The following is a 13,289-nucleotide window of genomic DNA, read 5'->3' as shown; positions in this document are numbered from 1 at the left end:
GCCTCTAGCTCGCAGTCGAACGATGCGCGCCCTGCTTGACTCGGTGGCGCGTGAGCACCGCCGCACGGAGGCCGGCGCCGACACACACCGACAGCTCCGGGTCGATGATCACGGCGAGCGGGCGGCCGAAGAAGCGCGAGAGCTCACGCTGCACGAAGGGTATGCGCGCGGTACCGCCGGTGATCACGACGCGGTCGATCTTCTCCGGCGCGAGCTTGATCGACGCCAGCGTCCGCCGGCAGACCTCCAGCGACTGCGCCACGGCGTCCGCGCAGAGCTCCTCTAGCTCCTTGCGCGTCAGCGACCAGCGCAGATCGCGGGGCTGCGGATGCGCGATGGCCTGGGCCAAGACCAACTCGGTCTGCTCCTGGGTCGAGAGCATGCGCTTGGCGTGCTCGCTGGCGAAGAGCAGGCGCTGCCATTCCACGGCGCGCTGACGCAGGTCCACCTTGCTCTCGCGCCAGAAGCGGTTGGCCGCCCCCTGGGCCAGCGCCAAATCGAAATCGTCACCGCCGAGCCAGGGATCGCCGCCGCTGGCCAGCACCCGATGTCGGTTGCCGTGCAACACTGCCACCGAGAAATCGAAGGTCCCGCCGCCAAAATCATAGACGGCGACCGTCTCCTGCTTGCCCTGACCGAAGCCATAGGCGAGCACCGCCGCGATGGGCTCACCGATCAGCTCCAACACCTCGACGCCCGCCATCGTCGCCGCGCGCTTGATCGCCTGCCGCTGCACCTCGCTGAAGGTCAAGGGCACTGAGAGCACCGCCTGGCGCAGGGCGCGACCCGTTCGGGCCTCGGCCGTGCGGCGCAGGAACTCGATGATCTCGGCCGCGACCTGCACCGGCGCGAGCTCGGCCTCGCCAACCCTGAGCACCACGCTCTCGTTCGGCCCCGCTACGGCAGGAAAGGCCAACCCGCGCAGAAACCCTTGGAGGGCCGGATCGTTGATGCTGCGACCCAGCAGACGCTTGACCGACGCTACCGTCCGCTCAGGATGCGCGACCTGCTGCTGGCGGGCGTCCCACCCGACGATCGGCTGGCCCCGCGCGGGATAGGCCACCAGCGACGGGTGCAGCGTGCGCTCCTTGCCATCAGGGATGACGTAGACCTTGTCCCCGAGCGCGATCGAGACGCTGCTGTAGCTGGTGCCGAAGTCGATCCCGACCGCTTCGGCGAGCGGCTCGCGCGGCGCCGCACTGACGCGCGGCCGCGTAGGGCCACGGTCGGCCGCTGCCCCGGAGGCCGGCTTCGTCGGGCCCGGCATGGTATCCGCCGACGGCGGCAATCGCGCGCCGCCGGCCTGCGGAACCCGCGCTGCGGTGGGCGCGGAACTCCTCGGCGCGCCGGCGGTCGGCGCCGGAGGGGGCCCCCCAACGACCTCGGCGGGAGGCGGCGGTGGCCCATGCGCCGGCAGCGCCTGATAGCCGGGCGCCTCGTGCGCGGCGGCGATCTGCTCGAGCACGGCCAGCTCGGTGGCGTGCTCTTCATCGAAGCGCAGCGCGAACCCTGCCGTACCGCCGCTGACTGCGGCATCCACGCCCACGATACGCAGCACCCTGCCGCGCAAGCGCACGTGCGAGCCGTCCGGCAGCGTCAGTCCAATCTCGGCTGCCGTGCCAAGGGCAGGCGGATTGCTGCTGGCGAGGAAGAGCCCCCCCGCGCTGAAATTCGCCGAGACCAATTGCAGCGCGACCTTCCACTGCGGGCACGAGAGCTCGCAGTGCCAATGCACGTCGAAGCGGTGATGCCGCCGCCGATAGGGCAGCGCCTCGGGGTGGCGCTCGAGCACCCAGGCCGCGATCGGCTCCAACCCCGCACAGCCCAACAGGCCGTCGACAAAGGCCTCCATCGACGAGAAGCGGTCCGCCGGCACCTTGGCCAGCGCACGATGAACGGCGGCCGCCAGCGCCGGCGGTGTCTCCGGCGCGAGGTCCTGCAAGGGCGGCGGTGTGCCCTTGACGACTGCCGCCCAGATCGCTGGCAGACCCACGGCGTCAACGGGGCGGCGACCCGCCAGGAGCTCGTAGAGCACGACGGCGATCGCCCAGATATCGACCCGGTGATCGGCCTCACCCGAGGCGCTGAGCTGCTCAGGCGCCATGTAGTAGGGCGTACCCATCACCATGCCAGGCTGCGTTTGGTGGGCGCGCAGGTGACCGATCAACTTGGCCACTCCAAAGTCGATCAGCTTCGGCGTCAGCCGCCCGCGCGCGCTCTGGGTGATGATGATGTTCTCGGGTTTGACGTCGCGGTGGACGATGCCCCGCTGATGCGCAGCCACCAAGCCGCCCATCACCGGGACGATCAGGTCGAGTGCGTCGCGCACCGGCAGCCGCCCGCGCTTCAGCCGCAGCGCATCGAGGCGGCTGCCCTGCAAGTACTCCTGGACCATGTAGATCGCGCCATCGGCGTCGCGACCCATGTCTAGCACCTCCACGACGTTCGGATGCGCGATCATCGTCGCGCTGCGCCCCTCCTGCACGAAACGGTCGAGGACCTCCGCGTTGTCGGCCATGTCCGGCCGCAGGAGCTTGAGCGCCACCCGACGCTCGGTCCAGATGTTCTCGGCCTCGTAGACCGCGCCCATCCCACCAGCACCGATCGGGCGCTTGACGCGATACTTCGCGGCCACGACATGCCCGGCCGGTAGCTCGCCTGGAATCAGCATAGGGAAAAACTCTAACCGAAAATCGGAAATCCGGCTCCCTTTCGCCTCGGCCGCAGCGGTACGATGGGGGACCTTTGACGCCACGTGACGATTTAGATCCGGTCGCGCCGGCCGTGCGTTGAAGCCCGAGCCCGCGGACGACGGCCCCGAGCAACCCGAACGACGACTGAGCGACTGAGCAACCTCAACTGAGCAGCCAACTGAGCAACCGCAACGCGGGAGAGGACTGATGCGAAGAGCAAAGCTACGCTACCCCGACCACGCCAGCAGGCTATTTCGCCCTCTCTCTGCGCTTGCTTTTGCGCTGCTCGTGCTCGCGGGCGACCGACCCCTTCCCCTGCCCGCGGCCCGCGCCGCGGCCATCATCGCGCAGGACGTCGCCCCACCGCTCGGCTTGACCGCCAGCGACGGCACCGGCCTCGAGCTGGTCTCCTACGCTGTGCGCGCTCAGGTCGAGGACCCGCTCGCCTTCACTGAGCTGCGGCTGATCTTTCGCAACCCTCAGGACCGCGTCCTCGAGGGTCGCTTTCGCATCGCGCTGCCCAGCAGCGCGGCGATCAGCCGCTTCGCGATGAAGATCGGCGGCGCCTGGCAGGAGGGCGAGGTTGTCGAGCGCCAGGCCGCGCGCGTGGCCTACGAGGACTTCCTTCACCGCCGCCAAGACCCCGCGCTGCTGGAGAACGAGGGCGGCAACGAGTTCGCCGCCCGTATCTTCCCGATCCCGGCGCGCGGAGAGAAGGAGCTGATCGTCTCCTACTCGCAAGAGCTCGTGCGCCGCCAGGACCCCTACCGTCTGCCCTTGATCGGCCTACCGGCGATCGCGCACGTCGACATCCGCGTGCTGGTCGCGCGCCGCGGGCAGGCGGCGGGCCCGGCCTCGTCGCTCGGCGGCGCGGTCGTCGAGCAGCAGGTGGTCGAGGTGCAGAAGCGAAACTGGCGGCCCGACACCGACCTCGTCGTCGCCCAGCGCGGCGCGGACGCTCGCCTGGGGCTACGCCACGGCGACCAACTCGTCGCCCGCGTCACCCCGCTCTCGGGCGGCTCGGGCAGCGACCCGATCGGCGCGCTGGTCGTCCTCTTCGACAGCAGTGCCTCGCGCGCACTCGGCTTCGCCACCGAGATCGAGCGCCTCGGCGCCGTGCTGGAGGCCCTCCGTGCGCGCGGAAACTTCGAGCTGCAGGTCTTGGCCTTCGATCAGGAGATCAGGCCGCTCTTTCGCGGCAAGGCGAGTGGTTGGCCCTCCGCCGCTAGCCAGCTCCTCGCGCGTCGCGCCGAAGGGGCCTCGGATCTCGGTCACGCGCTGACGCGGCTTGCCGCGCTCGGGCGGAGTCACGCGCTGATCAAGGCCGAGCGCCTACTCATCGTCGGCGACGGCGTCGTCACAGCCGGCAACCTCGAGGGCGATACCCTGCGCGCGCGGACGAAGGCGCTCGCGGCGGTCGGGATCAAGCGCCTCGACGTGTTGGCCAGCGGGGGCATCCGCGACGATGCCCGCCTCGCAGCGCTCGCGACGGCCGGCCTGCCCCGTGCCGGCATTGTGCTGCGCACGGAGACGAGTGCCGCGGAGGCTGCCGCGCGCCTCGGGCTCGCCGCCCGTTCGGGCCTCAAGGTGGAGGTGCCGGGGGCCCGCTGGAGCTGGCCGACGACTATCGACGGCGTACAGCCCGGCGACGACGTCCTCGTCTACGCCGACCTGCCGGCCGGACAACCCTTGCGGATCGCCGTCGACGGCGTGACGGTCGCTGCCGAGGCCAAGGGTAGCGACCTCGTCGCCGCCGAAGGGCCCTTGCTCGAGCGCGCCTGGGTCAAGGCGCGCCTCGCGCGCCTGGCGCACCAGCGCGACACGCTCGCCGCCGGCGACACCGATCTGCGCGCCGCGCTGCAGCAGCAGATGATCGCGCTCTCGACGCGCTTCCGCGTGCTCTGCGACTACACCGCCCTGTTGGTGCTGGAAAGCGAGGCCGACTACGCACGCTTCAACATCGACCGACGTGCGCTGACCGACATCTTGACGGTCGGGCTTAACGGCCTCGAGGTGCTTGCCCGCAGGGCCGCGGCGCTGCCGCCAGCTCGCGCCGAGCGAGCAAAGGGCGGCGAGCGAGCCGCCGAGCGCGACCAGCGCGATGACCTCAGCACGAACGCCGCGCCTCCGCCCCGCGGGCAAGCGGCGCCACAGGTCGACAACGCCCCGCCAGGCGATCAGCGGCGCGAAGGCAGCGACGGCAACAGACAACAGGCAGTGGTCGGCGCGACGGCGCAAGGGGCGGCGAGGCCAGCGCCGGCTGCCCGGCTGCTGGAGCGCGAGGTCGCCGCGCCGGCTGCCTCGCCGGCACGCTCGGCGCCACGCCCGACCCCCTCCCTGGGGGCGCGCGACGAGGACTCCAGCGCAAGCGAAAGCGTGGCCGCCGGGAGTCGCCGAGCCAACACGGTGTTGGCACCGACCTCAAGCGCCCGTCGCGCACGCGGCACGGTCGTCGCCATTGCGGCCAAGAAGGATCAGGGGCCACCAGCGTTGACCGGTGAGCTCGCGGAAATCGTGCGACTCATCGCCGCCCGCCAACGCGACGTCGCTCTGCGGCGTGCGCTCGCCTGGCGCCAACGTGAGCCCGGTGAGCTGCTCGCGATCGTCGCCCTGGCGCGCGCGTTGACGGCCAGCGGCCGGCGCGAAGAAGCGGCGCGCGTCCTCGGGTCGATCATCGACCTCTTTCCCTCGCGAGCGGACCTGCGGCGCTTCGTCGCCGGCGAGCTCGAGGCGCTGGGCACGCGGGAGGCCCTCGAGCTCGCCACGGACAGCCTGCAGAAGGCCTTGGCCGACCGGCCCGATCATCCGTCGAGCCACCATCTCTACGCGATGGCGCTGCTCAAGCGAGGCCACGCCAAGAAGGCCTTCGAGGTGATCGAGCAGGCGCTAGGCGTCCGCTTCCCCGCCGGCCGCTTCGCAGGCTCCGACGTAATCCTGCGCGAGGATCTGGGTCTCGCCGCGGCTGCCTGGACCCGTCAGCGCCCGACTGAGGCCAGCGCGATCCGCGATCGCCTGCAGCGCAACACGGGCCGACTGGAGGCAGCGCCCTCGCTACGCTTCGTCTTGACCTGGGAGACGGACGCCAACGACGTCGACTTCCACATCCGCGATGCTCGCGGCGGCCATGCCTACTACGGTCAGCGGCGCCTCACCTCGGGGGGCGAGCTCTACGCCGATGTGACCACTGGTTACGGCCCCGAGTGCTTCACGATTCGCGGCGCCGCGCCCGCGTTTCCCTATCGCCTCTCAGCCCACTACTACAGCCGCGGGCCGATGGGCTACGGCATGGGCCGCCTCGAGGTCATCAGCCACGATGGCCAGGGCAAGCTGCGCTTCGACACGCGCCCCTTCGTCGTGATGAACGACCACGCCTATGTGGACCTCGGCCGGGTCGCCTCCGGCGCGACGGCAGCCCCGACGACGGCGGTCGTCCACTAGCCGCGCGGGCGGGCGCCGACCGCGGACTCACGCCTCTTCGGTGCGAAAAATCCAGTCGTAGAAGGGCACCAGCGAGCCGTAGTTCTTCGACTTCATGCTGGTGTGATGCTTGTAGTGGCGCATGCCGAGGTAATTCAGCGCCGTCAGCGGGAAGGTCTTGAAGCGCAGCCCGGCGTGGTTCAGGACGTTGATCAGCGAGTAGACGAGGAAGGTCCAGCCGAAGGAGTAGACGCTGATCTTGCCGCCGACCACCGCGACGAGCGCGAAGGTCAGCCAGAAGAGGGTCAACCCGAGGAAGTTCTCGAGCGGGTGCTGATAGAGGCTATCCCTCGCGTTCGGGTTCTTGATCGTGTGGTGCACGGCGTGCACGCTGCGCAGCAGGCGCCACTGGTGGAAGGGATAGCGGTGCACGAAGTAGTAGCCGAAGTCATAGACGAGCAGTACGACCAAGCCCTCGACGACCACGCGCAGCGGCGAAACCGGCCCGCTGTGCAGCACGACGCCGTGCAGCGCCCAAGCGGGGCCAAAGACCAAAGCTAACGAGAGGACGGAGTTGATGCGCGCGTAGCGCTGGAACTGCGCCTCGCTGATGGGCCGGCTCTTGCTCTCGCGCAGATGCTGCTCCTGGCCCGCTGGGGATAGGTAGCGTCGGGTCAGGCCGTGCATCGCCAGCCCTGAAAGCGCCAGGACCGTCACCAACATCACGATCAGTGTCATCTCGCCCTGCCTCCCCTGCGCTTACGCGGCGCCGCCCGCGGCGTCCTCGCGATCGCCAGCCGAGCCTCGGTCCTGCGGCCGCGCGCTCGGAACCGCCCCGAACCCTAGGCCGCGCTGAAGTGTGAATAATGCCGAACCGCGCGCATTGCAACCGCAACGCCGCGCTCGGCCACGAGGGCTCGGCGGCAGGCCCCTCGGCAGGCCTTCGGCAGGCCCGCGACAGGGCCTCACAGGCCCTCGACAGGCCTGCGAGCGCGTAGCATGCTGCGCGGCGTGATGATCCGATCCCTGCCGCGAAGCACCCTCCTGCGAAGCACCCTCCTGCTCGTCGGCCTGTTGGTCAGCGGGCTCGCCTGCAGCCTGCGCAGCGCGGCCCCGCGCCTGCAGCGCGGCCCCGCCGGATCAACGGCGCTGCGGCTCAGCGTGACCCGCGGCCCGACCCTACCCCCTGCTGAACCGGCGGCGCCCACGCGCGCGCTACAACAAGAGCTGGCGCGTTACCAACGGCGCTTCGCCGCGCTGCCTGCGCCACGGCCCTACTTCCTCGCCTACCAGATCACCGATCGCCGCGAGCTCGAGCTTGCGGCCACGCGGGGCGCGCTGCTGCAGCGTGAGCTGAGCGCGCAGCGGGCCCTCGATGTCGAGCTGCGGGTCGGTGACCATCGCCTCGACAATACCCACGACGGGAGGCCTCGGCGATTGGCAGGGCTTTGGGTCTTGCCGCTCGACGACGACCCGGCCCTGCTGCGCCCCACGATCTGGTGGGCCACCGATCGCGCCTACCACCAGGCTCAAGAGGCCTTCGCGCGCGCGCGCGGCGCGCAGGCGGTGCGCGCGGGCGCCGAAGACGGATCGGACGATCTCTCGCGCGAGTCACCGACGCGCCACCTCGAGCCGGTTCCCGTCTCAAAGCTCGACACCGAGCCTTGGGAACGCCGGCTCCGGGACTATTCAGCGCGCCTCGCGCGAGCACCCGGACTGCTCGACAGCCGCGTCTCGTTGCAGATCCGAGAGGTGACCCGCTACCTCGCCAACAGCGAGGGCACCCTAGCGCAGACCAGCCGACGCTTCGCCCAGCTCCGCATCGCCGGCCTCGCGCGGGCCGCCGACGGCATGACACTGGCGCTCGAGGAGAGCGTGCTCGTGGAGACGCCCGAAGAGCTCCCGCCCGAGACCGAGGTCGAGCGGCTGGCGCGGGGCCTCACCTCCGACCTCGCGGCCTTGCAGCGCGCCCCGCTCGCCGAGCCCTACAGCGGTCCGGCGCTGCTCGAGGGCCGCGCCGCGGCCGTGCTCTTTCACGAGGTCTTCGGTCACCGGGTCGAGGGCCACCGCCAGCGCGGCGATGCGGAGGGGCAGACCTTCACCAAGCAGATCGGCCGGCAGGTGATGCCCGCCTTCATCGACATCTACGACGACCCGACGCTGCGCACGATCAACGGGGTGCCGCTGGCGGGGCACTACCGCGTGGATGACGAGGGCGTCTTGCCCCAACGCGTCGACCTGGTGCAGGCCGGTGTGCTGCGGGGCTTCCTGCTCTCGCGCACGCCGATCGCCGGCTTCCCGCGCTCGAACGGCCACGGCCGGCGCGAGGAAGGCCATCCCGTGGTGGCCCGCCAAGGGACCCTCGTCGTCCAACCCCGCGCCACGGTCTCGCGCGCGGCCTTGCGCGCGCTGCTGCTGGCGGAGATCAAACGCCAGGGCAAGCCCTACGGACTGCGTCTGGCCGCCGTCAGCGGGGGCTTCACAACCACTGGACGCCAGCTCCCGCAGGCCTTCAAGGTCAAGCCCGTCCTGGTCTATCGCGTCTACGCCGATGGCCGTGAGGAGCTCGTGCGCGGCGCCGACATCGAGGGCACGCCGCTCACCGCGCTGTCGCAGATCCTGGCGGCCGGCGACGATGTCGCGATCTTCAACGGATACTGCGGCGCCGAGTCGGGACTGGTACCCGCATCGATCGCCAGCCCGAGCGTGCTGCTGGCACGAATCGAGCTCGCTCGCGCTCCGAACGGACGCCAGAGCGCCCCCGTGCTGCCACCCCCGCCCGCCACCCCGACGGTGACGCCATGAGCCTCCGGTTCTCGCCGGCGCAGGTGATCGTGCTGGCGTCGCTCTTCGCCCTCCAGCCGGCGAGGGGACAGGCCGACGCCACGAGCCTCGACGAGGAGCCCCTCGTCCGCGCGCTGCGCGACGAGCTGGCGCGCAGCCGCACGCTGCAGCTCCCCGGCATGTCGCAGCCCTATTACGTCGCCTATACGGTGCGCGACGTGCGCTGGCGCGAGGTCGCCGGCGAGTTCGGGGGAATCGTGCGCGACGCTGAGGGACGTCAGCGCCTGCTCACGATCAGCCTGCGCACGGGCAGCCCACGCCTCGACAACACGGGCATTGCCGGCGGGGCGACGGAAGCGCTCGGGCCGATCGCGCTGACTCTTGACGACAACTACGCGACGCTGCGGCGCCAGCTTTGGCTGGCCACCGATGGCGCCTACAAGCGGGCCACCGAGGCGCTGGAGGCGCAGCGGGCGGCGGTGGCGCGCGCGCCGCGTGAAAGCGACCACCCCGATGACTTCGTCTTGCCCGCCCCGACGCGCATCGTGGCGGCGTCCGCGATGGGAGCAACGCCGCTTGCTGGCAGCGCGGGCTCCGCGAAGGCCGGATCCGCCGCGGCGGATCCGGCGAAAGCGGGATCGCCGGAGCAGGGCCTGGCGCTCGTCCGCCGGCTGGGCGCGCGCTGCTGGGAGTTCCCGGCGATCGACGAGAGCGCCGTCCGCCTCTGGACCAGTAGCACCACGCGCACCTTCCTCGCCAGCAGTGGGAACCTGGTGCGGGACCTACAGTCGGTCGTTACCCTCGACGCCACCGCCTCGACGCGACCGCCTGACGGCCCCGCCCTGACCCAGCACTGGCGTGAGGCGGCACCCACCCTCGCCACGCTGCCGCCGGACAGCGTGCTCGAGACCGCCTGGCGCGGAGCGCTGGAGGAGCTCGTTCGGCGACGCACGGCAGACTTCGGCCGTGACTACAGCGGCCCCGTGCTCTTCGAGGGGCGCGCGGCGGCTCAGCTCGTACGGACACTACTGGCGGCCCAGCTGACGGGAACACCCGCGCCCCTCGGCCTACCCGCTGAGCTGAGCAGCGCCAGCGCCTTCGAGGACAAACGCGGGCGCCTCGTGGTCGACGAGCGCCTCGACATCGTCGACGACCCGACGCTGCTGCGTTTTCGCGGTCAGCCCCTCCTCGGCAGCTACGCCGCCGACGATGAGGGCATCTCACCACGACGGGTGACACTGGTGACCCGTGGGAAGCTACAGGGGCTGCTGATGTCGCTCGCGCCTCGGCGCGGCGAGCGGGGCTCGAATGGTCACGGCCGCTTCACGCTGCTCGGGCCTGCGGCCGCTCGCCCCGCCAATCTGCTCGTCAGCGGCCGCGGCGGCCTGAGCCACGCCGCCCTCGTGCGCCGCCTGGTGACGCTCGCCCAGCGCGCCGGCGAGCCCTACGGCCTGATCGTGCGCTTGCTCGACGATCGCGGCACCGGTCCCTTCCAGGAGCTGATGCGTTCGACGCAGACTGCCGCGCTGCTGCCCTTGGTCGTGGTCGCGGTCGGTCGGGACGGGAGAGAAACCCCACTGCGCGGGATCGGGCTGGCGCCCATTCCCCTCAGCGCCTTCAAGCGCCTGATCGCCACGGGCTCCACCCCGGCCATCGACCACGCGGTGGCGCCGAGCTTCGCCGACCAGCGCGCGGGCCCGCTGCGCAGCAGTTCCTCCGTGGTGACGCCCGCGCTGCTCTTCGCCGAGCTCGACCTGAAGCGCCGCCCGCCGCGACCGGCGCCGGCCAGCCTGCTCCCACGCCCGGAGCGCTAACTCAACGGGCTGCCAACGCTCGCTGCTGGGCGATCAGGCCGCGCCGCTCTCCGCGCGCGCGCGGCGCCGCTCGAGCATCACCAGGGCCGCGGGCAGCAGCAGCAGCGCGGCGGCGAAGCAGGCGAACTCGCCGAGGATCGCCATCGCGCCGAAGGATCGCAGTGCCTGGTTGTCGGCGACCAGGAGCGCCCCGTAGCCGATGATCGTCGTCAGGGAGCAAAGCGCGACTGCCGCTCCCGTGGCCTCCACCGCCTCGCGTACCCGCCCACGCCCCTCGAACTGATAGCGCAGGTAGAGATTGACGGCATAGTCGACGCCGATGCCGAAGGTGATCGGCAGCGCGATGAAGTTCAGGAAGTTCACGCGCACGTCGGCCGCGGCCGCAGCGCCGACCATCCACAGCACGCCGGCGAAGAGCGTCAGCAGGATCAACAGCGAGCCGCCCCGGCGCCAGGTCAACATCACCACCAAGAGCACCACGCCGAGCAGCGAAGCCGCGGTGACGAGCGGCCCGTCATTGACGATCGCGCGCAGCATCGCCGCGAAGATCACCGCCGATCCAGACGAGCGAATCAACTGCCCGTCCGCGAGCCGCACGCTTTGCACGACCTCGGCCAGCCTCATCTGATAGCGCCCGTCCCAGACCGTGACGTTCTCGCGCGCGTAGTAGAGCACCGGCCGGCCGATCGTGCCGTCGACCTCCGTAAAGGCGCGCCGCAGCCCATAGGGCAGGTCCGCGGGTCGCAGCACGCGCAGCCGCTCGGGCGGTCGCAGGCGTAGCGCGTCGGCTCGTTCGCCCTCGTCGAGCAGGCGCAGGTTGCGATCGATCATCCCGCGGATATCGCCGAGCAGGGCGAGCTTGCGCCGCTGCAGCTCGGGTGCCCCCGGCAGGAAATCGTTGATCGTGCGCACCGCGCCCAGCGCGCCGATCCCCCGATCCTTGGCCCGCAGCTTGTCGCGGATCTCCTCCACCTGGGACGGGTCGTCGGCGACGATGAAGTTATGCGAGAGCGAGCGCCCGAAGACCGGGCCCAGGCGCAGGTTGAGACGCTCGGCCGGCGAATCGCGCGAGACCTGGTTGCGGAGCTTGCGGAAGTCGTACTCGAAGGGATCGCGTGCATAGCCCGGCAGCGCGATCACCGCGGCGAGCGTCAGCGCCGCGCCGAAGGCCAGCAGCAGCCGTGGATGCGCGACGCTGAAGCGCGCGAGTGGCGCGCCGACGCGGAAGCCACGCACGCGCGGTCGCGTCGCCTCCCCCTGCCGCCGATCGGTCAGCACCCATAGCGCCGGCAGCACCAGCACCGTGGCGACCCACGAGAGCACCATCCCGACGCCGCCGATGTAGCCGAACTGATTGAAGCCGCGGAAGCTGGTCATCGCCAGCGAACCGTAGGCCACCGCCGCCCCGAGCGAGGCCGTCGCCGTGGCCCGCGTGGTCGTGCGCAGCGCGATCGCGATCGCGTCGCGGACGCTGCGGCCGAAGCGCCGCTCCTCCTCGTAGCGCGCGAGCTGGATCAGCGCGTAGTTGACGCCGTTGCCGACGATGATCGAGCCCATGAAGGCCGTCGACGAGTTGAGATAGCCGAAGACCAGCTGGGCGAAGGCCAGCGCGAGGATCACGCCGATCAAGGCGGGCACCGTCGAGAGCGGCACGGCCGCGAGGCGCCCGTAGAATAAGACGATCGCCAGGAAGATCAGCACCACGCTTACCGTCGTTGCCCAGACGAGGTCCTTCTCTAGCGCATGGCGCTCGGCCAGCGCTGAAATCACCCCCCCGGTCAGCTCGACGTTCAGCGCCGCGTGAAAGCGCGCGGGCTGCAGCGCCGCGGTCGTCTCGCGCACCAGCCGCACGACCCGCTCGCCTGCCCCACCACCAAAGACGGAGCCGCGCACCGAGATGACCACCGCGTAGGTCTGGCGGTCCCGCGTCGCGAAGTATCCACCGGGGAACTTGGCGAAGCGCTCGCGCGAGCGTTGCTCGAGCTTCTTGGCCTGCTCGCTCAGCGGCGCTTCGTCGCCGCCTTGATCATCGAGGTCGACGAAGAGCGGGTTCTTGCGCTTGGCGATCGAGCGCTCGAGGCGATCGTGGGCATCCTCGAGCTGCTCGAGCTCCGCATAGAGCCAACGGTGCTCGCTGAAGAAGCGCTGCTCATCCTGCACGCCGGCCTGAATCGCGACGATGTCGGCCGAGCGCCGTGCGCGCAGGCGCTGCACGAGCACGCCGACGAAGCGTTCGTTCGCCGCTGGCGAAGGGCTCTCGATGCCGACGATCAGGGTCGCCAGCGCCGCGATTCGACGATCCATCTCGTGCAGCACGACCACGGCCGGATCGCGTGCGGGGAGCAGCTCGGCGAGGTCGGAGCGCAACTGCAGGCGGCTGACTCGCCAGACACCGAGGGCGGTGACGAGTAACGCCCCGATTAGAATCGCGCGATGGTGACGCACGATCGCATCGGCGAGCCGGGTGCTGCCGCGCGCGTCGCTCGGGTCGGGAGAGCTCGAAGGGCTCGAACCGGAGGCCGCAGCGCCCGGATCGCTGGTAGATGGTTCTGTTGTCATTGCGGGCGCTACGCTGCCAGCG

Annotated in this window: 6 protein-coding genes; 3 read left to right on the top strand and 3 right to left on the bottom strand. The window is 70.8% G+C overall.

The genetic code is table 11. The features are described 5' to 3' along the window. Positions 1-4: 4 nt before the first annotated feature. A complete protein-coding gene (locus IPL40_04250; GenBank protein MBK8480376.1) occupies positions 5-2,671 on the bottom strand; it encodes an Hsp70 family protein in 2,667 nt (888 codons plus the stop codon). A gap of 229 nt (positions 2,672-2,900) precedes the next feature. Here IPL40_04250 and IPL40_04245 point away from each other — a divergent pair, with 229 nt between their 5' ends. Further along, a complete protein-coding gene (locus tag IPL40_04245) occupies positions 2,901-6,131 on the top strand; it encodes a hypothetical protein (protein MBK8480375.1) in 3,231 nt (1,076 codons plus the stop codon). 27 nt (positions 6,132-6,158) lie between these two features. Here IPL40_04245 and IPL40_04240 read toward each other — a convergent pair whose 3' ends face one another. Then, a complete protein-coding gene (locus tag IPL40_04240; GenBank protein ID MBK8480374.1) occupies positions 6,159-6,848 on the bottom strand; it encodes a sterol desaturase family protein in 690 nt (229 codons plus the stop codon). Positions 6,849-7,109: 261 nt separating this feature from the next. Here IPL40_04240 and IPL40_04235 point away from each other — a divergent pair, with 261 nt between their 5' ends. Together IPL40_04235 and IPL40_04230 are read left to right on the top strand one after the other, a co-directional pair. Beyond that, complete coding sequence (locus IPL40_04235) at positions 7,110-8,915, top strand: peptidase U62 (protein MBK8480373.1); 1,806 nt, start codon at positions 7,110-7,112, stop codon at positions 8,913-8,915. Beyond that, complete coding sequence (locus IPL40_04230) at positions 8,912-10,708, top strand: hypothetical protein (GenBank protein ID MBK8480372.1); 1,797 nt, start codon at positions 8,912-8,914, stop codon at positions 10,706-10,708. The genes IPL40_04235 and IPL40_04230 overlap by 4 nt, the downstream gene beginning before the upstream one ends. Positions 10,709-10,741: 33 nt before the next feature. On the opposite strand, the gene IPL40_04225 is transcribed toward IPL40_04230, so the two are convergent. Beyond that, entirely contained in the window at positions 10,742-13,267 is a 2,526-nt protein-coding gene (locus IPL40_04225; GenBank protein MBK8480371.1) for an MMPL family transporter, read from the bottom strand. Positions 13,268-13,289: the final 22 nt, after the last annotated feature.

The organism is Pseudomonadota bacterium (assembly GCA_016711215.1).
Classification (GTDB): domain Bacteria; phylum Myxococcota_A; class Polyangia.
This window is presented reverse-complemented; position numbering and strand designations above follow the sequence as displayed.